This window comes from Thermovibrio ammonificans HB-1 (genome assembly GCF_000185805.1).
GTDB lineage: Bacteria > Aquificota > Aquificia > Desulfurobacteriales > Desulfurobacteriaceae > Thermovibrio > Thermovibrio ammonificans.
The window spans coordinates 1,648,653-1,669,177 of sequence record NC_014926.1; the positions used below are offsets into that span (position 1 = coordinate 1,648,653).

Sequence of the window (20,525 nt, forward strand, 5' to 3'; positions counted from 1 at the left end):
TTTAGGAGAGGTTCTATGAGAAAAGCCCTTGTAGCCCTACTGCTCTTTTCCGTAGCCTCCTGCAACTCCCCGCAGACGAAAGAGCTTAAAGAGCAGCACACAACGGTCTCCGAGGAGAAGCACGCAGTGTGCACCCCGGATACCCCCCTTGCCGAGGGTAAGGGTGTAAAGGTAACGCTGGCAGACTTCCGCTACACGTGGAAGTTACTTAGCCCCCAGAGCAGGAACTTCTTCGCCGCCCACCCGGAAGAGCTGTTAAAGAGGATGGTGAACCGCAGGCTCGTTGTAAACTACGTTGAGTCTACAGGGCTTGCAGAGCGCAGCGGGCTTGAGAAGGAGATGGAGGAGTTTAAGAAGGAGTGGCTCGCAAGGTACTACGTATCGGCAGAGGCCAAGAAGAGGCTTAAGCCGGTGACAAACGAGGAGATAGTAGAGCGGTTTAAGGAGCTCTTTCCCAAAAAAGACCCTTCGAAAATGTCTAAGGGCGACAAGGACTTTATCAGGCACGAGCTGGAGGTTAAGCACTTTGACCAGGCGGTTAAGTCGCTCTACGACGAGGTAACGAAGAAGTTAAAAATCGAGAGGAAGGGGGATAAGCTTGTAGCCTCCTGCTGCGGACTCGAGGTTGAGGCTCCCTATAACAAGAAGAGGGAGAAGGAGCTTCAGAACTACCTCAAGGAGAAGTTCCTCACCGAGTACTTCTACAGGCAGGCTTTAAAGGCGGGCTACGACAAGCTTCCCCGGTTTAAACACATGTACGAGGAGTACTACGCAACCAGGGCCGTTGAGCTCTTCAGGAAGGAGCTTGAAAAGGGGATAAAGGTAACAGACGAAGAGGCCAAGGCCTTCTACGAGAAGAACAAGGAGCGCTTCAAAATGCCCGACAGGGTAAAGGCGGTAGTTTTCTACTTTAAGTCGAAGGAGAGGGCTTTAGAGGCCAAGAAGATGCTGGAAAGCGGCAAGAGCTGGCAGGACGTTGCCCGCAGGCTGGGCCAGTTTAACGCTAAGGAGAAGTTCTACTACCGCGACCCCAAAGACCCGATAGGCGCCCTGGTGTTTATGAATGGCAACCCTAAAAAGGGTCAGGTGTTCGTTGCCGACTTCGGGGGCAAGTACGTAACCGTTTACGTTGAGAAGTTCGTTCCCGGAGGGGTGCTCCCGTACAAGGAGGTGAAGAACTACGTGAAGCTGGTTTTAAAGAGGCAGAAGCTCCGGCAGGCAGAGGTTGAGAAGCTCCGGAAGCTCTGGAAGGAAAAAGGCGTGAAGCTCGAAAACCTCAGCTGTTTAAAGGGGAGCCTCTAAGAGAGGAGCTCCCTCTTCGTCTCCTCCCAGCTGGTCTGCGGCTGGGGGAACTTCTCCTTAAAGAAGTGCTCGTAACGTCTTACAACCTTCTCCCAAGTGGGCAGGCTCGTTTGAGCCCCTTCGGCCTCTATGGTAAAGGAGGCAACTGTTGAGGCTATCCTACCGGCGGTTTTAACGTCGTAACCTTTAAGAAGGGCAACTATGAATCCGGCCCTGTGGGAGTCTCCCGCACCCGTAGGGTCAATAAGCCTCGAGGGGCGAACCGCCGGAATCCTGTAGACCTCACCCTTAAAGAGAATAACAGAGCCCTGAGCCCCCAAAGAGACACACAGGAGCTTCGGCCCCTCTATCTGGCGCAGGCTCTTTATCTTCAAAAGCTCCTTTATCCGCTTGGCCTCGTGGTTGTTCATAAAGAGCATATGAACGTAGGGGATAATCCGAACAACCCGGTAGGGGTAGTTAAAGGTCTCCTGGCCCGGGTCAAAGCTCACAACGCTCTTCAGCCTACCCCCTTTAAGGAGCCTGTAGTAGAACTCAAAGTGGCCGGTGGAGAAGTGGCACACCTGGCTCCCGTTCCCCAGCCTGATGGCAAGTTCCATGTTCTCAAAGAGCTTTTTAGCCGTGCCCTTTCTGTTTTCGTAGTAGTAGAGAATCTGGTCGTCGCTGCTCTCCTTGCTTACGATGAAGCTCCTGGGCATGAGGAAGTCGGCAGGAATGAGCCCCCTCCTGTCTACACCCTCCTTCTCAAGGTGCTTCTCGTAGTTGGTCTTCTTAAAGTCGCTGCCGGCAACAGCAAATATCCCGCTCTTGGCGCCGAGCCTTGCAGCGGCAACGGCAACGTTTGCCCCGGCTCCGCCGTAAGTGTAGCGGTACTTATCCACCTGAACCGTTTCGTTAACGGCGGGAAACTTCCTTACAACGAGAACGTTGTCTATAACTACGCTTCCGAAGGCGAGAACGTCGAGCATGGCGGCTAACCTCCCTTAATCTAAGTATAACAAGGGAGGAGGTTAGCGCGAGGAGAGAAGGGAGTGGAGCTTCTTGGCGGTCTCGTAGAACTTCCTGCCCAAGCCCACCCTCTCAACGAAAACGGCACCGGCCCTGCGCTCCTTTCTCAGGGCGTTTCCGAGCTCCTCGCTGGTAAAAACTCCGTCGAGCGTAAGCCACCCCTCCCGCCTGAGCCTCTTCTTCGTTTTGTCGCTGAGGTCGTCTGCAAAGAGTAAAACCCCTTCCGGAGAGGTGAGCCCCTTTATGCTATCCTGGCCGACAACGGTGGCCCCCGACTTGTGGGCAAGGGAGAGCAGGTGGAGGAGATACTCCTTCAGGGCCTTTACACTCTCTGTGTAGAGCCCGTCCGGGTCAACCTTACCCTTAAACTGCCTTTTAACGAACTGCCTTATACAGCCGTAGCTGGGACAAACGTTAAAGCCCCTGCCCGGCAGCTTACCGGCAACGTCGAGCAAGGGCTTTCCTTCAAACTCCACAAAGCGGAGGAAGCTCTCCTTCTCGGCCTCCCTTCTGCAGGCGGCACACCGCCTCATTCTTCGGCCTCCTCTTCCTCCGCCTCAAGCTCTTCAAGCTTCCTGTAGTCGCTCTCCTTTATTATGTCTATCCCGACAACGTGGCCTGCCTGGCCGGCAAGCTTAGAGGCGAGCCTTGCGTTAACGCCGTGCTTACCGATGGCAAGGGAGAGCTGGTCGTCGGGGACAACAACCTCCACGCGGAACTCCCCGTTCTCATCCTCGTAACTTTCGGCCTGTATCACCTTGGCAGGCGAAAGGGCCCTTGCAACAAGCTCTGCAACGTCGTCAGACCACCTTATTATCTCTATCTTCTCGCCGGAGAGCTCCCGGGAAATCGGGAGAATCCTACTACCCTTGACCCCTATACAGGCACCAACGGGGTCTATGTAGTCCTCCTTGGAGTCAACGGCCACCTTGGCCCTTACGCCGGGCTCCCTGGCAACGGCTTTTACCTCAACAAGGCCCTCTGCAACTTCCGGTATCTCAATCTCCATAAGCCTCTTTAAGAGCTTGGGGTGGGTCCTCGAGAGAATCACGTAAGGGGGAGGGTAGTCGTCTATCCTGCTGGGCTTCTTCCTGTTGTAGCGCTTATAGTCGAAGACAACATCGTAGATGTAAGCCCTTACCCGGTCGCCTATACGGTAGCGCTCCTTCGGAATCTGCTCCTCCTTGGGCAGAACGCCGATAACCCGCCCCAAGTCTACAACTATGTCGCCGTTACGCTTTATCTCCTTTACAGTTCCGGAGATAACATCCCCTATCTTCTGGCGGAAGTAGTCGAAGAGGGCACGCCTTTCGGCCTCGGTTATCTTATCGTGGATAACCTGAGCCGCCGCCTTTGCGGCTATCCTTCCAAGCTCCTCGGTCTTTATCTCTATGAGAACCTCGTCTCCGAGTTTAACTTGGTCTCCGAAGAGTTCCCGGGCCTCCTCAAGGGAGATTTCGTGGTCGGGGTCTGTAACCTCCTCAACCACTTTTTTGCGCTGGTATATGCCGAAGTCCTTTCCGTCTTCGTCTATTTTTACGACAAGGTCTCCCCTGTAGCCCGCCTTCTTGGCGGCGTTTATGATACCGACCTTAACGGCCTCTATTACGTCCTCTTTGGATATGCCCTTCTCCTTGCAGAGAAGCTCTATGGTCTTACCGAGTGTTTCCATAAACGGTGTCCTCCTTATTTACTTGTTGAAAAGGGAATCTATGTCTACCCGGGCACTCTTAATGTTGTCGTAGGGTATCTCAACGTCGGCGTTACGGGAAACGTCGTGAACGGTAACGCCCCTTTCCGAGGTTGAAACAACGGCCCCTTTGAAGTTACGCTGGTTATCCATGGGCTCGTGGGTCTTTATCTTCACAACAACGCCCCTGTGGCGCTCAAAGTCCCTCTGGGTTTTCAGGGGTCTGTCGAGCCCCGGAGACGAAACCTCAAGGTGGTAAGCGTGGGGAATCACGTCTTCAACGTCAAGGAGAGTTCCTATCCTCTCGCTTATCCACTGACAGTCAGATATGGTTATACCCCCTTGGGGCCTGTCGGCGTATATCCTCAAAACCCAACCGACGGGCTCCTTCTGAAACTCAACGTCAACCAGCTCAAAGCCCCCCTCTTCAAGGATAGGGGCCAGAAGCTCCTTTACTTTATCTATAACCTGCTGAACCCTTTCCTCCACGGCTTACCTCACAATGGGGGTTAAATAAAAAGGAGCGGTTCCGAAGAACCGCTCTGAAAGCAGAGAGTATGAGTGCGATGAACACAGACAGCTTCTAACCGCCGCTCTTTAATTTAAGGCAAGTTTTTAGATTTAGCAAACGGGAGTTTTACGGGGAGATTACCTGTAGAACTTCATGGCCTTCTGAGCCTCCCTCTCCAGCTCCCTCCTCTTTATGGCTTCCCTCTTGTCGTACTTCTTCCTTCCCTTAACGAGGGCTATCTCCACTTTTGCCTTTCCCCTCTCGTTAAAGTAGATTCTCAGGGGAACAATGGTCAGCCCCTTCTCGGCAACTTTTCCCGCAAGCCTCTTTATCTCCCTCTTGTGGAGTAGGAGCCTCCTCTTCCTTGTGGGCTCGTGGTTAAAGAGGTTGCCGTGGGTGTAAGGGGCTATGTAGGCGTTAAAGAGGAAAGCTTCGCCGTTTTCTATCCGGACGAAAGAGTCGCGCAGGTTCGCCTTACCCTCCCTGAGGGACTTCACCTCGGTGCCCTTAAGCTCTATGCCGGCCTCGTAACGCTCCAGTATGTCGTAGTCGTAAAAGGCCTTTTTGTTCTTTATTTCCGGCGCTCTTCCTCCTGCCATTTCAGTATAACTCTCCTCTTATCCCGGTCTATTCTGTCCACAACAAATTTATACCTGTGTTTGTACTTTAGCTTCACCCCCTTGGGAACGGCACCTGCAGGAAGGAAACCTGCAACGTCGTTGGGCAGGTAAACCCAAACGCCCTTTCTATCTTCTTTAACCACTTCCCCTTCAACAACCTGACCGGGAGAGAAGAGCTCCTCTATCCGCTCCCACGGGTCGGGGCGGGTCTCCTTAAGAGAGAGAACGAGCCTTTCTTTATCTCTCTCAATCTTCTTTATCTTCACCTTTATTTTGTCGCCTATCTGGGCAACGTCGAAGGGCGTTTTAAGCCCGCTCCAGGAGATATCACTCTTGTGAACGAGGCCGTCTACCCCGTCTACGTCAACGAAGATACCGAAATCCACTATGTTCTTAACGGTGCCCTCTACTATTTCGCCCTCTTTAAGCCTTTTGAGGGTCTCTTTACGCTTCTTGGCCCTCTCCTCCTCAAGGAGCTTCCTCCTCGAGATTACAACGCTCCTTCGCTTTCTATCCACCGAGAGAACTTTGGCCTCTATCTCCCTGTCGAGCCACTGGTCGGGGTGAACAACGGGCATTATGTCAACCTGCGACATGGGCAGGAAAACGGTTATACCCTCTTTGAGCCTTACTTTGTAGCCACCTCTGACCTTCTGCTTTATGACACCCCGAACGACACCCCTTTCCTCTATCTCGTTGGCTATCCGCTCCCACTCCTTAATGGAGCGGGCGCAGTTCACCGAGAGGAGAGCGTAACCTTCTTCGGTTTCGGGCTCCACAACGCAAACGTCTATTTTGTCGCCCACTTTCGGCTTGTAGCCGAGCTCCTTAACAGGAACCACCCCCTCTGACTTCCAGCCGAAGTCAACGAAAACTTCCCGGTCGGTGACTTTAACCACCGTTCCGGTTATAACCTCCTGGTTGAGCTTCTTAAAGCTCTCCTCCAGCAGTTTGGCAAACTCCCCTTCCACTTAGCACTCCCCCTTTACCAAGGTCTTTAACGAACTGAACGACTTCATCTATAACCCAAGCAGGTGTAGAGGCACCTGCGGTTATACCAACGCTCTTTGCACCTTCAAACCACGCCGGGTCGATTTCGTCCTTGGACTCAACGTGGTAACTGCGGGGGTTAACGGATTTTGATATCTGGTAGAGTTTTGTTGTGTTTGAGCTGTTTTTTCCTCCGATTATCAGCATTACATCCACCTGGCCGGCCAGCTTGCGGGTCTCTCTCTGCCTGATAGAGGTGGCACTACATATTGTATTATAAACTTTGAGTTCTTTAACTTTCAGGGCAAGAAGGGATATCGCCTCCTTGAAGAAGTTCAGGTTCAGGGTTGTTTGACACACTACCCCTAAACGGGGCATCTTGGGCAGTGCCTCAACCTCCTCAACGGTGCTTGCGATAATCGGCTCCTTCAGGTGGCCGGCTATTCCGATAACTTCGGGGTGTTTGGGGTTTCCAAGGATTAAAACGGGATACCCTTCCCTTTCGAGCTTCATCGCCTTTTCGTGAACGTCTTTAACAAAGGGACAGGTGGCATCTACAACCCGGGCCCCTCTGCCCTTAAGGAACTCTATAACGCTGGGGGCAACGCCGTGGGAGCGGATAACAACGGTATCGCCCTTTTTAACGGCGTCCATATCCTCTATAAAGTCCATACCGAGTTTACGGAGCCTCTCTATCTCCCGCCTGTTGTGGATGAGCTCGCCGAGGCAGTAGGCCCTGCCGTCTTTCTCAAGGGCCTCAACGGCCATGTTAACCGCCCTCTTTACACCCCAGCAGAAACCTGCACTCTTAGCTACTTTTATCTCCATTTTGAAGCTCCTTTATCCGTTCCATCATCAGGTTGGCTGCCCTCTGGTAGTTCTCCTTACTATCCTCTAAATCTATGGTAAAGGGCCTACCGAACCTAATGGTAACTTTCGGCCACCCCGTAACAAGCCCCTCTTTACCTATCAGCTTCTCGCTCCCCTCAATCAGACACGGAACTATCGGAACCCGGGCCTTGAGCGCAACCATTCCGGCCCCCCACTTGGGCCTTACAAACCTCCCGGCAGGGGCACGCTGCCCTTCGGGGAATATGCAGACAAGCTCCCCCTTTTCCAGAACTTCAAGGGCCGTTTTAAGGGCGGTAAGGTCGGCCCTACCCCTTTTCACGGGGAAAGCGTTACCCCAGTGCTTTATTAGGGTGGAGAGAACGGGGGTTGTAAAAAGCTCCGACTTCGCCATGAAGAAAACGGGCCTCTTTTTAACCGCATAGGCCACAAGCGGAGGGTCGAGGTAGCTCCTGTGGTTGGCCACAAGGAGAACCGGGCCCTCGGCAGGAACGTTCTCCCTGCCGTAAACCCTAAGGCGGCACAGGCCGGCAATGGCCCGCGCAACGGTGTTGAGCCAAACCCAGTAAGCCGTTTTCCTCTTAACCCACGGGTACCTACTTGTTAAGGCTTCCATAGGCAAATTCTAACAAAGGGAAACGGCCCAAAACCTTAGAAACAGGCGGTAAACTCAACGGCAACCGACGTAACCTCACTCTTACCGTTAAAGGCCGGCCTTGAAGCGGAGACCTCCGAAACCTCCAGCCTGATTTCCGACCAGCCGTTGAGTTTAAAAGTGGGGGTTACGGTAACGGAGACCGCCCTGCCGCCGCTCAAGCCGTATATGTTCGAGCCGGCCTCTTCGTTAACAACCTCGAAGCGAACGGGCAGGCTGAAAGCTCCCCCGGAGGCGGTAAGGTAAAGGGCAACCCCTTCACCCCTTTTGGAGGGTGAGTCTACAAGCCACTGGTAGTCGGCGTTCAGCGTAACCGAAAAACCTCCGGAAAGGGGAAGGGTGTAAACGGCGTCGAGCATCCTCTTGTAACCGTTAACACTAAAGTAGTTAAGGCCGAGTTCCCCTCGGGAAAGGTTAAATCCCACACCGGCACCGAAAGCCCTGCTGTCGCTGCTGCCGAGCCCCTTGCCCCAGTCGTACTCGGTGTAAAGGTTTAAACGGCCCTCCTCCTTTGAAAGGCGCACACCTTTATAGATAAAGGGCTGGGCTCTCCACAGAAGGCCGAACTGGACGTTGGGGTTTGAGTAGGTGGCGGGAAGCTCGGCACCTACGTTTGTAGTAAGCTCCCCTACAGAGAGCTCAAAACCGCCGGGAGCAGGTATCTTTAAATACCCCCATAAAAGGCCGAAGCGGCTGCCTCCGCCGTTTGTTGCAAAGTTTGCGCCGTTCTTTAAGGGGTCACCTGCAACCGTGGGCAGAAGTAACGAGCCTACGGCAACGTTGAAGGCGGGTCCGGTTCCCCCCTTTAACTCCAAAAGGGCGCTGGATAGGCGGGCACCGCTGCCTGCCGAAACCCTGTTAAAGAAGCCGTAGGAGAGAGCCCCCTGAGCCGATACACCTGCAAAGGAAGGCTGTGAAAGGCAAATCACGGTTGCTAAAATTCCTAAAGCGCGCTTCACCATTTTCACCTCCTCTTCTTCTTGGGGGCCTGCGCCCCCCTTTTTTTACCTTCACCTACAGGTTAAAGCCCCTCTCGCCGTGAACGGCAGAGTCAAGGCCTTGAATTTCCTCTTCTTCTGTTACCCTTGCTCCGCCGGTGATTAGGGAACTAACGGCAAAAACGGCAGCGGTCATAACGGCAGAGTAGATAACGGTTACGAGAACCGCCTTAACCTGAGTCCACAGCAGGGGAAGGTTCCCCTCGAGAACGCCGGGCGTTCCCCCTATCACTTTTGAGGCAAATATACCGGTGGCAATCGCTCCCCAGATACCGTTGATACCGTGAACGCCAAAGGCGTCGAGGGAATCGTCGTAGCCGAGCTTCTTCTTCAGAACAAACACGCCAAACCAGCCGAGGGCACCTGCAACGAGCCCTATCGCCAGAGCTCCGCCGATTCCCACGTAACCGGCGGCAGGAGTTATTGCAACAAGGCCAGCAACGGCGCCGGAGGCTGCCCCTAAAACGGTGGGCTTTTTAAGGAAGAGCCACTCCACAAGCAGCCACGAGATTGCAGCAGCAGCAGCAGCGGTGTTTGTAACGAGCATTGCCACGGCAGCAGAGCCGTTTGCGGCAAGTGCCGAACCTGCGTTAAAGCCGAACCAGCCGAACCACAAAAGGGCCGCCCCAAGGGCCGTTAGGACCACCGACGAGGGGAAGAAGGCGCTCCTGCCGTATCCCCTGCGCTTTCCGAGCATAAGGGCCATAACGAGGCCGGCTATACCGGCGTTTATGTGAACCACCGTGCCGCCGGCAAAGTCGAGGGCTCCGTCGTGGGCGAGGAAGCCTCCTCCCCAAACCCAGTGGGCAACAGGGGCGTAAACAACAGTTGCCCAAAGAACCGAGAAGACAAGCCAGGTGGAGAACTTCAGCCTCTCTATAACCGCACCGCTCGCAAGGGCAACGGTAATCGCCGCGAAGGTTCCCTGAAAGGCAACGAAGAGGTACTCGGGTATGGTGCCAGAAAGGGAGGAGGGGGAGACCCCAGAGAGAAAGAGCTTAGTAAGCTTACCGATAATCCCGTGGAAGTCGGGGCCGAAGGCCAGCGTGTACCCCCACCCCACCCAAACGAGGGAGACAACGCAGTAGGCGAGGAAGCTCATGGCTATCGTGTTCAAAATGTTCTTACTGCGGGCCATACCCCCGTAGAAGAGGGCAAGGCCGGCGGGGGTCATAAGCATCACAAGGGCAGTGGCAACGAGCATCCAGGCTGTATCGCCGCTGTCCAGCTTGGAACCCGACGCGTAAGCAGCCGAAGGGAGCGCGGCTAAGGCAAGGGCAAAGACTAAACGCTTCATGGCATCACCTCCCAGGTGGAGCTACCTCCAGTTTAAGCACGGCCCGTGCCAAAACGGCAACATCCCCCTCAAACGTGGTAATCGGCTAAAAGTGTGACTAATTTCTGTTCTTGAGGTCCGAGCTGTGCACAAATTTTGTGCAGGAGGAGCAATGGAGGAGATATACCACCCGCCGGTACTTCTCAAAGAGTCCCTTAAAGTACTAAAGGCGGAAGAAGGAGGAGTGTTTGTAGATGCAACTTTAGGGGGAGGAGGCCACACCGAGGCTATACTGAAGGCACACCCCGAGAACAGGGTTATAGCCATAGACAGGGACGAAGAGGCGATAGAACGGGCAATGGAGAGGCTTAAACCTTACGGCGATAGAGTTTCCATCTATCACGCCAACTTCTCCCAAATAGACCGGGTTCTACAGATGGAAGGGGTCGAAAGGGTAAAGGGGGTACTCTTTGACTTGGGCGTTTCCCACTTCCACCTACGGGGCGAGAGGGGGTTTACCGTTTGGAAGGAGCAGCCCCTCGACATGCGGATGGACAGGAGCCAGAAGTTAACGGCAAAAGAGGTGGTGAACGAACTCTCCGAACGGGAGCTGGCAAGGATAATCTTCCGGTACGGCGAGGAGAAGTTCGCACGGAAAATAGCCTCGGAGATAGTAAAGAGGAGAAAGAGGAAACCCATAGAGACAACAACCGAGCTGGCCTCGATAGTGGAGGAGGTGATTCCAAAAAAGCTGTGGGCCGGAAGGAAGAAACACCCGGCGGTAAAAACCTTTCAGGCCATAAGGATATACGTTAACAGGGAGTTTGAGGAGATTGAAACCGGCATACCGAAGGCGGCAGAGTTCGTGGAGCCCGGAGGCAGACTCGCCGTAATAACGTTCCACTCCTTGGAAGACAGGCTCGTTAAGAACATATTAAGGAACCTTGAAGGGTTCACTCCCGTGACGAAGAAGCCGATAGTTCCCACGGAAGAGGAGGTGGTAGAGAACCCGGCTGCAAGGAGCGCAAAGCTGAGGGCCGCAGAGAGGGTAAGGCCCTAAGGCCTCACCCTCCTCACAAGCTTCAAAATCAAGGCCTTCTGGGTGTGAAGCCTGTTCTCGGCCTGGTCCCAAACTACGGAGCGTTCACCCTCTATAACTTCGTCTGTAACCTCTTCGCCCCTGTGGGCCGGAAGACAGTGCATAAAGAGGAAATCCGGCTTTGCCAGCTTTACAAGCTCGCCGTTTACCTGGTAGGGGGTGAAAATCCGTCGGCGCTCTTCGGCCTCGGCCTCCTGACCCATAGAGGCCCAAACGTCGGTATAGATAACGTCGGCGTCTTTAACCGCCTCTTCGGGGTCGTTGGTTACAACTATTTCTGCGCCGGTACTCTTCGCAATCTCCTTGGCGGCCTTAACGTACTTCTCAAGGGGTTCGTACCCCTTGGGGGTTGCGGCGTAAAAGCGCATTCCCATGTAGGCTGCACCCACGAGCCAGGAGTTACACATGTTGTTGCCGTCTCCCAGGTAGGCAACTTTTAGCCCCTTCAACTCTCCCTTGTACTCCCAGATGGTAAAGAGGTCGGCGAGAACCTGACAGGGATGCTCCTGGTCGGTAAGGGCGTTTATAACGGGAACCGAGGCGTAGCGGGCAAGCTCCTCCACCCTCTCCTGGCCGAAGGTCCTTATGACTATCAGGTCTACGTAGCGGGAGAGCACCCTCGCAGTATCCTTTATGGGCTCACCCCTGCCCAGCTGGGAGCCCTGAGTATCCATGTAAACGCCGTGGCCGCCGAGCTGGTAAACTCCCACTTCAAAGGAGACCCTGGTTCTGGTGGACGGCTTTTCAAATATCAGTGCGGCGGTAAAGCCCTCGAGGGGTCTGTAGAGCTCCCCCTTCTTCTGCTTCTCCTTTAGGAAGGCAGAGAGGGATATTATGTTCTCTATGAAGAGCCTGTCGGCATCGAGCATCGAGATAAAGTCTTTCATTCTTCCCTCCTGAGAGCGGCTATGAGAACCTTAACTTCGTTGTTTAGGAAGTTAATTTTACTCTCAAGCTGCTCAACTTTCGTTTCAAGGTCGGAAAGGAGGGAAGCGCTCTTTAAAAAGTCCGATTCAAGGTCTCTGAGGTGCTCCTCAAGTTCTCTTACGTAGAGGTAGAGTTTAACCGAGAAAACGAACATGGTTGCAAAGGCAAGAAGCACCAGAATCAGTAATACCTGAACCATTCCGCCAGCCTCCCCTTTTCCACTTTGTCCTTTAAGGTATCTGCCTCCCCCGTTGTTAAGTTGTAAGTGTAAACCTCTCCCGTAGGGAAAAGGAAAAGGTAGGCCCTGTAGGAGTCCCCCTCCTTTAGAACGAGCAGGGCGTCGGTGGGTCCGGAAGGGGTGAAGCAGAAAGAGTTGAACTGCTCACCGGAGACGAGCCTTCCGGGAACAACGAAAGTTTTGGGCTTCAAGGGCAGTTTAAGGCTCTCTCCGCCGAGGCTAAGGGTGCCGTTCAGGAAATCTACGCACACGCTACCGCACTTTCCCAGCAGGCAGATCTGGGAGGAGAGGGAGGAGAGCCTGTTGTCGAAGCTCTCCCGGGATGAAAGCGATAGGTTAAACAGGGCGGGAAGCGAAACCGTCAGGAGCAGGGAGAGGATAACGAGAACTATCAGAAGTTCAAGCAGGGTAAAGCCTCTCATTTGGTATCTATCTCCACCCTGCCGGAAGTGACAACCACTTTACCGTCTACACACAGGTGGCCCACCGGACACTCACCCCTCTTGGGCCTTTCGCCGTTTTTCCTGTAGTGGCAGCCGTACTTACTCAAAAGCCAAAGGGGGCGGAACATCTCTATCGGGGCTATGCCGGTTCCTTTTAGCCCCTCTTCCCACACCTTTACAACCCTTCTCTTTATGGTCTCGTTGAGCCCCTTGGCAGAGTACTTACCCGTTATGCAGCCCGTTGTGAACGTTGCCCGGGCCACGTGAACGTCAACGGGAATCGGGAGCTTCTCAACGTTCTTAAAGGGCAGGTTAAACTTATCCCTCAGGGAGCGAATCCAGTGGGGAAAGAGCTTCTCCCCCGAAAGGCTCGGGAACTCCTCCTTCCGGTTCTTCAGAAAGTCTTTAAACATAAATTCAACGTCGTAACCGTAACTCTCAAAGAGGCTCCTCAGGCTGCCGTTGTGCCTTTCGGCAAGGGAGCTGGCTATAGAGAACCAGATTTGGGGGTCCCTGTTCTTCTTCTTTGCGAGCCCGTGCTTCAAAAGGGCCTCTTTAAGGGCCTCCGCCCCTTTTCTCTTCACCTCTTTGGGGTCGAAAACCCACTTAACCTCCTCGTCGGAGAAGGTCTTTATAGAGGAGCTCCAGAGCTCGGAAGCGTTTCGCATGTAGTCGAGTGCCGTTGTGAACGTGACCAGAAGCAGGGCCTCCTCAAACTCAAGGGAGGGGAGGAGTTCGTTTACGGCGTCGTCGGGGAGCTGGCGCTTGCCGAAAATACCGCCCTTCTCGAAGGCGGACAGAAGCTCCCGGGCAACCTCCCTTGCCCGCTCCGGGTTTAACGTTAGATTAACAGCCATTAATGGCCCCTAAGGGGTTATATGGTGTATTATAATACTCCAATGGTTTAGCTGCTTCGGCCGTTTTCTGGAGGGTGGCTTTGGGACTGTTCGACCTCTTTAAAAAGAAGTCCCCGGAAGAGCTCTTCTTCGAAGCCGTAAAAGCCGGGGACGCAATGGAGACGGTGAAGCTGGGAGAGGAGCTCCTCCGCCAAAGGCCAAACGACCTCTCCATTTTAAACCCCTACATAGACGCCCTCATCAGGCTCGGCAAGAAAGAGGACGCCGTTAAGCTGCTCCTTTCGTTTGCCGAGGAGCGGATAAAAGAGGACTACTACGACGTAGCAATTCCCATCCTGAAGAGAATCCTGAAAATAGACCCGCTGAACCTTAAGGCGATAAAGCTGCTCGCAAACACCTACAAGAAGAAGGAGCTCTTTTACGAAGCCTTCAACACCCTTGTTGAGAGCTACAGGCGGTTTAAAGAGTCGGGGATTCGGGCCGACTCTATAAAGGAGCTGATTGAGGACTTCATAAAGGAGCAGTTCCACCCCCTCTTCTACGAGCGCTACGCCGACCTCCTGATGGAGGAGAAGGATACGGAAAACGCCCTTGTCAACTACGTGCTTGCGGCAAACCTCTACCTGAAGCTGGGGAACTACAAGTCCGCCCTCAGAACGCTGCTGAAGGCCGAGCAGATAAGGAAGAACGAGTCCCTCGACAGGCAGGTGGTTGAAGCCCTTGCCCACATAGACGACCCGAAGCTCATAAAAGACCTCCTTCCCCCGCTGCTCCAGAACTACAAGAACAACGAGGAGTTCTTAAAGTTCGTAGTTTCCGTTTTCTCAGAGGCCGACAGACTTCCGCTGCTGAAACAGATAGTAAAAGAGCTTCAAGCCCCCAAGGTGAAGTACACCCTCCTTGCCCTCATCAACTTCGAGCTGGGTGAGGTGGAAGAGGCCCAGGAGTACCTTGAGAAGCTGAAGCTGGTAGACAGGGACCTCTACGAGAAGATTGCAGCAACGGTCAAGAGCAAGTACCAAGAGGTTCTCGAGGGTATAGAGTTCCCCGAAGAGGTAGAGGAGCTTCCAGAGCCCGAGCAGGTCCTTGAAGTCTTAGAGCAGGTTCTCGACCTGAACGACATAGTATCGGAGTACGTTGAGAAGATAGGCGAGGAGGAGAAGCCCAGCGAAATCAAGCAGGAGATAGAGACCCTCAAAACCTTCGAGAAGGACGGCAGGAAGGCCCTATCTACGGCCGAAGCGCTGCTGGGACTCGGGAAGTTCGACGAGGCCATAGAGGCGGCAAAGGCGGCACTCAACACCGAAAACGCCTTTAAAGCCACCGCCCTCATAGCGGAGGCGATGATAGGTAAAGGTGAGCTTACCGACGCCCTATCGTTCCTGCTCGAGGCGATAAAGAACTCCTCCCTAACCCCCGAGGAGAAGGCCCGCCTCAAAGTCCTCATAGGCGACATCCACAAGATTAAAGGGGAGCTCAACAAGGCCCTCATGTGGTACAGGGAGGCCCAGAAGGTCCTCAACGACCCGGAGGTTCAGGAGAAGATAGAGGAGATTGAGGGCAGTGAACAGGCCGTTTGAAGCCCTCTACGTCCACGTTCCCTTCTGCCGTTCAAAGTGCTTCTACTGCGACTTCTACTCGGAAGCCGGCAGAACAAAGGATGGCTACGTAAAACTCCTCCTTACCGAGCTCTCCCTCCTACAACCGGAGCTTCAGCAGTTCCCCACGGTATACTTCGGCGGAGGAACCCCCTCTCTTATGGAGCCTTCCTTCTTTGAAACCCTTCTGTCGCGGGTGGGGCAGTTCTCGGAAGTCACCGTGGAGTTTAACCCGGAAGATGCAACGCCCCAAAAGCTCAGGGCCTTAAGGGAGCTGGGGGTGAACAGGGTCAGCATAGGAGTTCAGAGCCTCTCAGACACAACTCTTAAAGCCTTAAGGCGAAGGCACACCGCCCGGCAGGGGTTAAAGGCCGTAGAAGAGGCCCTAAAAGTTTTCAACAACGTGAGCGTAGACCTCATCTACGGCGTTCCCGGCCAGCGGCCGGAAGAGTTTCTAAGAGAGCTGGAGACCTTGCTTTCCCTCCCGGTGAAGCACGTATCCCTGTACGCCCTCACCCCCTACAGCGAAACTCAGCTGGGGAGACTGGTGGAGCTGGGGAAGGTGGAGCTGCCGCCGGAGGAGCAGGTTGAGGAGTGCTACCGCCTTGGGGCGAAGCTCTTAGAGGAGAAAGGCTTAAAACGCTACGAGATATCGAACTTTGCGCTGGAGGGCTTCCGGTGTAAGCACAACCTCCACTACTGGAGGCTGAACAACTACTTGGGAATAGGCCCTTCGGCGGCCTCCTTCAGCGATAGCAGGTACAGGAGGAACGTTTCAAGCCTTGAAAGCTACGAAAGGAAGCTTGCGGCCGGGGAGCTTCCAACGGCAGAGGAGGTAAAGTTCTCACCAGATGAGCTCAAAGAGGTGAAGCTCTCCTTCGGCCTGAGGCTGACCGAAGGGGTAGAGCTTGAAGCTCTGGGCCTGAAGGAGTGGTTCCAGGAGCTTCTGGCCGCCGACGAGGCAATCGGCGCAATGGTAGAGGAGGGGCTACTGGAGTTCAGTGGCGGCCGGCTCAGGCTGGGGGAAAAGGGCGTTCTGACCTCCAACGCCGTAATAGCAACGCTCCTTTCCAAACTGCCTAAGAGCACTCCTTAGACCTACTGCTCAGCTTCCTGCACACCTCGTCGAACTTCTCCCTCTCAAGGTTTTTAACCTCGCCCTTCACAAGGCCGTCGGCCCACTGCTCGTTCCACTTGTCTATCCAGCAGTGGAGGTCAACCGTTTCGAGGCCGAGCTTCCTGGCTATCTCCTTAGGGTCTGAGTCGCTCTCACCGTAGATGAGAATCGACATAAGCTTCCTCATAAGGTCGGCCTCGGGGCTGTGCTTTGCCAGCCTCTCGATGGTGTCGAGCAGAACGCTCCTGAAGTAAACATCCTTACGCTTCATCTCTCCCTCCTCAAGCTGTAAATAAACTTAAAATTTCATCATATTTTAGTAATAAACTTTTCTGAAAGAAATTTATCCTAAACCGGCTTTAAAAGGACAGTTTACGGGCCGAAAACCGCTTAAACTGAAAAGAAAGGAGGCAGCGATGAAGTTCGACCCGGAAAAGGCAAAAAAGGCCCTTGAAGAGGGGATAAAGAAGGCGAAGCTCTCGGACGTTAAAGAGGCGGTAGAGAAGCAGGAAGAGATAGTAGAGAAGTTCAAGTTCTTCCTGAGCGAGTACCTTACAGACGCAAAGGAGATGCTCCTAATGCTCAAAGACTACCTTTCGGGGGAGTACACAGAGGTTCCCTGGTTCACCGTTGCGGCCATAACTGTTGCCCTCCTCTACGTTTTGAACCCGATGGACCTGATACCCGACTTCATTCCGGTTATAGGCCAGATAGACGACGCAATGGTGATGGGACTGTGCCTTCAGATGGTAAGGAAAGACCTGGAGAAGTACCGGGAGTGGAGGAGGAAGAGGGATGAGAAGGATAACCGGCCACATAACGAAGGCGGTAGTGCTTAAAACGGGAGTAGTTAAGCTCCCGACCTTCGGCTACTGCCCCAAGTGCGGTGCGGCCCTTAAACTCGTAGAGGGCCCCTTTGGAAAGTTTACGGCGTGCAGCAACCCCGCCTGTCCCTTTGTAAAGAGGGTGAAGGGGGAGGAGGATTAGGAAACCTGCCCCTTACCTCCGAAACGCTCGGCGGCCTTCTTAAGGAACTCCTGGGCAAAGGGGGCAAACTCCCAGGAGGCCCTCAGAAAACAGACGGCGTAAGGGTAAAGGGGGGATAGGAAGAGGTAAAGAAACAGAAACGGCAGCCACACGGCCGCTCCCTTAAAGTAAAGGGAGTGGGTCCAAAAGCCGTCCCAAAGGTGGGTAAAAACAGACCAAAGGAGCAAAGACAGAAGAGCGGCAAGCGCGAAAAAGGGTCTCTTTAAGCGGTCTGAGAAGAAAACCGCTCCGAGCAGGACAAGGAGTAGAACCTCCGACCATACCGGTGAAAAGGAGCGGTAGACAAAAAGCGACGCAGCGGTAGCCCCGGGAAAGGTAAAAAGGAGCTTCCCAAATAGAACCGAGTTCCCTTCTCCCCTCGCACTCTCCTTACAGGAGCTAAAGCCCGACCAAAGACTATTGAGTAGAAAGTCCTCAAGGTAGGTAACCTTTTCGGGCCGGTTGTTGAGCCCTTCAACGAAACGGCGTGTGTAGTCGGCCCAAGGTATCTCCGATAGGTTAAAGCCCATAAAGTGCTCAAGGAGGAGAGAGCCGAAGAGAAGCTCCGAGAGCCTCCCCCTATACCTCTCTACCAGAGCCTGAGCGGCTTTTTCCTTCTCCTTTATAGAGCCGATTTCCTGGGCCACAAACTCGTCAATCCTGCTCATCTTCAACCCCGAAAACGGCGTTCCTCCTGAGGGCCTCGTAAAGGGGCGAGCCCGGCGGCAACTCCATAGAGAGCACCTTCTCTTTAACTCTCTCGATGCCCTGCAGGAGCCCGAGCTTCAGCGAGTCAACGTTACCGGCAACAACAACGCCCCTTTTAACGTCTTCGTAAACCTCCTTCAGGAATAGCGCCACAGCCTCGATGTAGTAGCTCTTCAGAAGGAGCAGCAGCGTAGTCTCACCGGTGTTTACGGCCCTCTCCCTCAGAGACGGGTCTTCAAACTCGGGGAAGGTCGAGAGGGTCTTCAACAGGGAGTCAATCTGCTCCCTTATGTAGGGAAGGTGCTCCCTCTCCACCTCCTCAACGGCCTTCAGCTTCTCCTCAACGAGGGCAAGGCGCGAGGCGTGGAGCTGCTCCAGGCTGGAGAAGAACCTGTTAAACCACTGCCTCTTCTTCCACCAGGCCACTCCCCCCATAATCACCGACTTTACGAGCTTCACCCCTCCCGACAGGAGCCTACCCTCCTTCAGCTCGCCAACGGCCTCACCGAAACCCTTCAGGGCGTTTAAGCTCAGCTCCTCGTACTCCTTCATAAGGTTGTAGAAACGGCTGTTAAGCCCCTGAAGGTCTTTAGAGACGAGGCTGTAATCCCTCTCTACGAGGGCCTCAACCTCTTTAACGGTAGCCTCAACGCTTTCAAGGAGCTCCACCGCAACCTCCTCAAGCCGTAAGGAGCTTCATAACGGCCCGGGAAAGCTCGCTCAAAAGGGCGTTACACCTGTCTATAAGGGCGAGCTTACGGGCGAACTGCTCCTGAGTTTCGGCGGGAAGGGCGTTAACTATCTTCATAACCGCGTTGAGCTGCTCTTTGTAAACCTCTATGAGCTCTTTGAGCCTCTGGGAGAACTCCCTGAGCCTCTCCCTCCTCATCTCAACGGCGGCAATCTCCCTTTGAAGCTCAAGGGCTATGCGGTTGGCCTGGGCGTCTGCCTCCCTGAGGGCCTTTGCAATGTAGAGAATCTCCTTGATGTCGTCGCGGGAGTCGTAAAGCTGGCGAGCCGCAGAGACCAAACTCTCTAACTTTTCGCGCCTCTTCTCACCTTCGGGGGCCACCTTGATTTTCACCCCCTTGCCCTCAACGGCACTTGAAATGGACCTTACATTCTCCTGAAGCTCATCCAGGTAGTCATCGGCGATTTCAAAAAGCTCCTCCTCTTTCATAGAAACCTCCCTAAAGTCTCGTCCACAGGTGACCGCCCCCTGCAGGGCAGCCGGCAGAAGAAGGGGCACTCGAGCAGTAAACCGTTACACCGCACTTTTTACAGATGTAAGGGTTTAAACCGCTACCCCCCGTAAGGTTGCCTTTGCAGAGCCGATGCCACAGGTGGGCACCGCCGGCCGGGCAGCCTGCCGAGGCGGGAAAACCCTCGGACACCACAAGGGCCCTACACTTCCTGCACAGGTAAACCTTCAAGCTCCCTCCCCACTTTTAACAACCTTTAACTCAAGTGTAGGGAGGAAACTGCCCAAAATGTGGGGCACAAACGGGGGAATCTTCACTCTCTCAGGAGGGAGTCGTAGAAGGACTTACGGCGCTCGAAGAACTTCCTGACCTCTTCTTTAAACTCTTTGAACCTCTTTAGGTTCTCCCTCAGGCTGTAGCTGAGGCCGTCGTAAACCTTAGAGAGCTCTTTGGCTCGGGCAAGCTCAACGTCTTCGGCGGCGGGGCGGTAAACCGCCTTTATCTCGTCGAGGATTATCCAGCTTGCGAACCGGTAGCTGTTAAAGCCTACGAGCCAAACGAAGAGGCTGTCTCCCTTCAGCTCCATGTGGAACTGGGTGGGGTAGTGGGTAACGGTGTGCTCCTCTTTCAGGTAGGACATGTAGTCGGCGGGAAGCTCCAACTTAAAGACGAACGGCTCTTCCCGGTAGGGGAAGAACTTCTTGTGGTACTTTACCCAGAAGTAGGCGGGGAACTGTTCGTCGTAAACTCTGTTAACGCTTAAGCTTATGAGCTTAAAGACCCTGTACCTTTTTGTTTCTGCCTCTACGGCCCCCATGTAGAAAAAGCCGTTATAGTGGAAAACCTTTATCGGGTAGATTTTGAAGCTCCCCTCGTCGGCGTATGTCACAAGGAGGGGGTGGCGCTCAACTATGGCGTTAAATATCCTCGAGAGGGTCTCCCTGTTGATGCCCGAGTAACGCTCTATGGGAATGGGAAGGTAGTCGAAAGCCTCAAGGGCCCGCTTCTTCTTCTCCTCCGGAATGTTTCCGAAACGGTTAACCGCCTCTATGGCCGGCTGGAGGACGGGGATGTCGCGGTACTTTTTGGGAACGAAGGATATGAGGAAGAAGAAGGAGAGGAGCTCCTCCTCCGAGTAGAAGGCAAGGTAGGGGAAACGTTTGTGGTTGAACTTCCACTCCTGGGGCTTCTTCCCCCTGAACTTCTCAAACCTCTTCAAGAGGAACTCGGCCTCGGCAAGCTCAGAGAGGGTCCTCTGGAGCTTCTTCCTGTCGGCACTGCTGTTTTCGAGGATACCGGCGGAAACAAGCTGGTTAAAGAGCTCGGTAGTTGAGACAAACTCTCTTCTGCGGGAGAGGAACCTCAGTATCTCTATTGCAAGGTAAACTTTGAACGACAGCTCTTTCACCCC

26 protein-coding genes are annotated in these 20,525 nt (G+C 54.0%); 6 read left to right on the forward strand and 20 right to left on the reverse strand.

Annotated elements, in window-relative coordinates; translation table 11 throughout:
• Positions 1-15 precede the first annotated feature (15 nt).
• Positions 16-1,302, forward strand: a complete 1,287-nt coding sequence (locus tag THEAM_RS08585; protein WP_013538426.1) for a peptidyl-prolyl cis-trans isomerase — start codon at positions 16-18, stop codon at positions 1,300-1,302.
• Here the strand turns inward: THEAM_RS08585 and THEAM_RS08590 are convergent.
• The 10 genes from THEAM_RS08590 to THEAM_RS08635 all read right to left on the reverse strand — a co-directional run bounded on the left by THEAM_RS08590 (position 1,299) and on the right by THEAM_RS08635 (position 9,920).
• Complete coding sequence (locus THEAM_RS08590) at positions 1,299-2,270, reverse strand: PfkB family carbohydrate kinase (RefSeq protein ID WP_013538427.1); 972 nt, start codon at positions 2,268-2,270, stop codon at positions 1,299-1,301. The two genes, THEAM_RS08585 and THEAM_RS08590, sit on opposite strands and share 4 nt — an antisense overlap.
• A gap of 42 nt (positions 2,271-2,312) precedes the next feature.
• Positions 2,313-2,843, reverse strand: coding sequence for a YlxR family protein (locus THEAM_RS08595; RefSeq protein WP_013538428.1), 531 nt, complete (start codon positions 2,841-2,843; stop codon positions 2,313-2,315).
• Entirely contained in the window at positions 2,840-3,982 is a 1,143-nt protein-coding gene (nusA, locus tag THEAM_RS08600) for a transcription termination factor NusA (protein WP_013538429.1), read from the reverse strand. The genes THEAM_RS08595 and nusA overlap by 4 nt, the downstream gene beginning before the upstream one ends.
• A gap of 18 nt (positions 3,983-4,000) precedes the next feature.
• Complete coding sequence (locus THEAM_RS08605; protein WP_013538430.1) at positions 4,001-4,489, reverse strand: ribosome maturation factor RimP; 489 nt, start codon at positions 4,487-4,489, stop codon at positions 4,001-4,003.
• 159 nt (positions 4,490-4,648) lie between these two features.
• On the reverse strand, positions 4,649-5,110 hold the full coding sequence (gene smpB, locus THEAM_RS08610; protein WP_013538431.1) for an SsrA-binding protein SmpB: 462 nt from the start codon (positions 5,108-5,110) through the stop codon (positions 4,649-4,651).
• A complete protein-coding gene (locus tag THEAM_RS08615) occupies positions 5,083-6,102 on the reverse strand; it encodes a S1 RNA-binding domain-containing protein (protein ID WP_013538432.1) in 1,020 nt (339 codons plus the stop codon). Before THEAM_RS08615 ends, smpB begins: the two co-directional genes overlap by 28 nt.
• Positions 6,062-6,949, reverse strand: coding sequence for a 4-hydroxy-3-methylbut-2-enyl diphosphate reductase (ispH, locus tag THEAM_RS08620; protein WP_013538433.1), 888 nt, complete (start codon positions 6,947-6,949; stop codon positions 6,062-6,064). Before ispH ends, THEAM_RS08615 begins: the two co-directional genes overlap by 41 nt.
• Positions 6,930-7,586, reverse strand: coding sequence for a lysophospholipid acyltransferase family protein (locus THEAM_RS08625; protein ID WP_013538434.1), 657 nt, complete (start codon positions 7,584-7,586; stop codon positions 6,930-6,932). The genes ispH and THEAM_RS08625 overlap by 20 nt, the downstream gene beginning before the upstream one ends.
• Before the next feature lie 35 nt (positions 7,587-7,621).
• The gene (locus THEAM_RS08630; RefSeq protein WP_013538435.1) at positions 7,622-8,587 is read right to left on the reverse strand and encodes an outer membrane beta-barrel protein; all 966 of its coding nucleotides are present in this window, start codon (positions 8,585-8,587) and stop codon (positions 7,622-7,624) included.
• Positions 8,588-8,639: 52 nt separating this feature from the next.
• Complete coding sequence (locus tag THEAM_RS08635) at positions 8,640-9,920, reverse strand: ammonium transporter (RefSeq protein WP_013538436.1); 1,281 nt, start codon at positions 9,918-9,920, stop codon at positions 8,640-8,642.
• A 151-nt stretch (positions 9,921-10,071) separates the two neighbouring features.
• Between THEAM_RS08635 and rsmH the strand changes: the two genes are divergently transcribed.
• A complete protein-coding gene (rsmH, locus tag THEAM_RS08640) occupies positions 10,072-10,959 on the forward strand; it encodes a 16S rRNA (cytosine(1402)-N(4))-methyltransferase RsmH (RefSeq protein ID WP_013538437.1) in 888 nt (295 codons plus the stop codon).
• Here rsmH and argF read toward each other — a convergent pair.
• The 4 genes from argF to THEAM_RS08660 are packed head-to-tail and all read right to left on the reverse strand — an operon-like array spanning position 10,956 to position 13,463.
• On the reverse strand, positions 10,956-11,885 hold the full coding sequence (gene argF, locus THEAM_RS08645) for an ornithine carbamoyltransferase (protein WP_013538438.1): 930 nt from the start codon (positions 11,883-11,885) through the stop codon (positions 10,956-10,958). The two genes, rsmH and argF, sit on opposite strands and share 4 nt — an antisense overlap.
• The gene (locus THEAM_RS08650) at positions 11,882-12,124 is read right to left on the reverse strand and encodes a hypothetical protein (protein ID WP_013538439.1); all 243 of its coding nucleotides are present in this window, start codon (positions 12,122-12,124) and stop codon (positions 11,882-11,884) included. The genes argF and THEAM_RS08650 overlap by 4 nt, the downstream gene beginning before the upstream one ends.
• The gene (locus THEAM_RS08655; RefSeq protein ID WP_013538440.1) at positions 12,106-12,585 is read right to left on the reverse strand and encodes a prepilin-type N-terminal cleavage/methylation domain-containing protein; all 480 of its coding nucleotides are present in this window, start codon (positions 12,583-12,585) and stop codon (positions 12,106-12,108) included. Before THEAM_RS08655 ends, THEAM_RS08650 begins: the two co-directional genes overlap by 19 nt.
• Positions 12,582-13,463: an N-glycosylase/DNA lyase gene (locus THEAM_RS08660; RefSeq protein WP_013538441.1), complete on the reverse strand. Its 882-nt coding sequence runs from the start codon at positions 13,461-13,463 to the stop codon at positions 12,582-12,584. The genes THEAM_RS08655 and THEAM_RS08660 overlap by 4 nt, the downstream gene beginning before the upstream one ends.
• Positions 13,464-13,543: 80 nt before the next feature.
• Here THEAM_RS08660 and THEAM_RS08665 point away from each other — a divergent pair, with 80 nt between their 5' ends.
• Positions 13,544-15,043, forward strand: coding sequence for a tetratricopeptide repeat protein (locus THEAM_RS08665; protein WP_013538442.1), 1,500 nt, complete (start codon positions 13,544-13,546; stop codon positions 15,041-15,043).
• On the forward strand, positions 15,027-16,157 hold the full coding sequence (gene hemW, locus THEAM_RS08670; RefSeq protein ID WP_013538443.1) for a radical SAM family heme chaperone HemW: 1,131 nt from the start codon (positions 15,027-15,029) through the stop codon (positions 16,155-16,157). Before THEAM_RS08665 ends, hemW begins: the two co-directional genes overlap by 17 nt.
• Here the strand turns inward: hemW and THEAM_RS08675 are convergent.
• A complete protein-coding gene (locus tag THEAM_RS08675; RefSeq protein ID WP_013538444.1) occupies positions 16,141-16,449 on the reverse strand; it encodes a hypothetical protein in 309 nt (102 codons plus the stop codon). The genes hemW and THEAM_RS08675 overlap by 17 nt on opposite strands.
• 145 nt (positions 16,450-16,594) lie before the next feature.
• Here THEAM_RS08675 and THEAM_RS08680 point away from each other — a divergent pair, with 145 nt between their 5' ends.
• Together THEAM_RS08680 and THEAM_RS08685 are read left to right on the forward strand one after the other, a co-directional pair.
• Positions 16,595-17,017, forward strand: a complete 423-nt coding sequence (locus THEAM_RS08680; RefSeq protein WP_013538445.1) for a YkvA family protein — start codon at positions 16,595-16,597, stop codon at positions 17,015-17,017.
• Positions 16,974-17,165 carry a topoisomerase DNA-binding C4 zinc finger domain-containing protein gene (locus THEAM_RS08685; protein ID WP_013538446.1) on the forward strand — a complete coding sequence of 64 codons (192 nt, stop codon included), beginning with the start codon at positions 16,974-16,976 and terminating at the stop codon, positions 17,163-17,165. The genes THEAM_RS08680 and THEAM_RS08685 overlap by 44 nt, the downstream gene beginning before the upstream one ends.
• On the opposite strand, the gene THEAM_RS08690 is transcribed toward THEAM_RS08685, so the two are convergent.
• The 5 genes from THEAM_RS08690 to THEAM_RS08710 all read right to left on the reverse strand — a co-directional run bounded on the left by THEAM_RS08690 (position 17,162) and on the right by THEAM_RS08710 (position 20,522).
• Positions 17,162-17,872, reverse strand: coding sequence for a hypothetical protein (locus THEAM_RS08690; RefSeq protein WP_013538447.1), 711 nt, complete (start codon positions 17,870-17,872; stop codon positions 17,162-17,164). The genes THEAM_RS08685 and THEAM_RS08690 overlap by 4 nt on opposite strands.
• Positions 17,859-18,581 carry a hypothetical protein gene (locus tag THEAM_RS08695; protein ID WP_013538448.1) on the reverse strand — a complete coding sequence of 241 codons (723 nt, stop codon included), beginning with the start codon at positions 18,579-18,581 and terminating at the stop codon, positions 17,859-17,861. Before THEAM_RS08695 ends, THEAM_RS08690 begins: the two co-directional genes overlap by 14 nt.
• A gap of 10 nt (positions 18,582-18,591) precedes the next feature.
• Complete coding sequence (locus tag THEAM_RS08700; RefSeq protein WP_013538449.1) at positions 18,592-19,092, reverse strand: hypothetical protein; 501 nt, start codon at positions 19,090-19,092, stop codon at positions 18,592-18,594.
• Positions 19,093-19,102: 10 nt separating this feature from the next.
• Positions 19,103-19,345 carry a hypothetical protein gene (locus tag THEAM_RS08705; RefSeq protein ID WP_013538450.1) on the reverse strand — a complete coding sequence of 81 codons (243 nt, stop codon included), beginning with the start codon at positions 19,343-19,345 and terminating at the stop codon, positions 19,103-19,105.
• Between the two features lie 82 nt (positions 19,346-19,427).
• Positions 19,428-20,522 carry a helix-turn-helix transcriptional regulator gene (locus THEAM_RS08710; protein WP_013538451.1) on the reverse strand — a complete coding sequence of 365 codons (1,095 nt, stop codon included), beginning with the start codon at positions 20,520-20,522 and terminating at the stop codon, positions 19,428-19,430.
• Between the last annotated feature and the right edge of the window lie 3 nt (positions 20,523-20,525).